At 44.9% G+C, this 501-nt stretch carries 1 protein-coding gene; it reads left to right on the forward strand.

The window, feature by feature from the left end; all coding sequences use genetic code 11:
* Positions 1–501 (forward strand): SpaA isopeptide-forming pilin-related protein (locus IE212_RS35865; protein WP_506005147.1); only part of this gene is annotated, 501 nt, incomplete at both ends.

Raw genomic sequence — 501 nt, forward strand, 5'->3', positions numbered from 1 at the left:
ACGACCAGAAGGACGCAGATGGCAACCGTACAAAGTATTACAGCAAGGGCGACCTTGTGGCAACTCTTACAACAGGAAAAGATGGAAAGGCAGTAGCCAAGAATCTTCCTCTTGGTCAGTACAGAGTTGTTGAAGTAACAGCTCCTGACGGATATGTGTTAAATCCAAATGAGCAGAAAGTCACATTCACATATGTGGATGATAAGACACCTGTTATCAAGGAAAGCCTTACTTTCTCAGATGACAGACAGAAGCTTGATATGTCAGTGACTAAGCTTGATGCAGAAGATAACACACCGATTGCAGGTGCAGTATTTGGTCTTTATGCAGATGAGGATATCAAGAATGCTGATGGCAGAGTTATTATCGAGAAAGGCACACTGCTGGAACTGAAAGGCAAAGGCTGTCGGCAGATGGAAAGTTATCTGCTGGCACAGCATAGGAGCTGGTATGACTTTCTCATGGACGCTCTGGTGGAAGGAGGTGTGATGAAACGTCTTG

Origin of the sequence: Streptomyces djakartensis, assembly GCF_014651075.1 — a bacterium.
Classification (GTDB): Bacteria; Actinomycetota; Actinomycetes; order Streptomycetales; family Streptomycetaceae; genus Streptomyces; species Streptomyces djakartensis.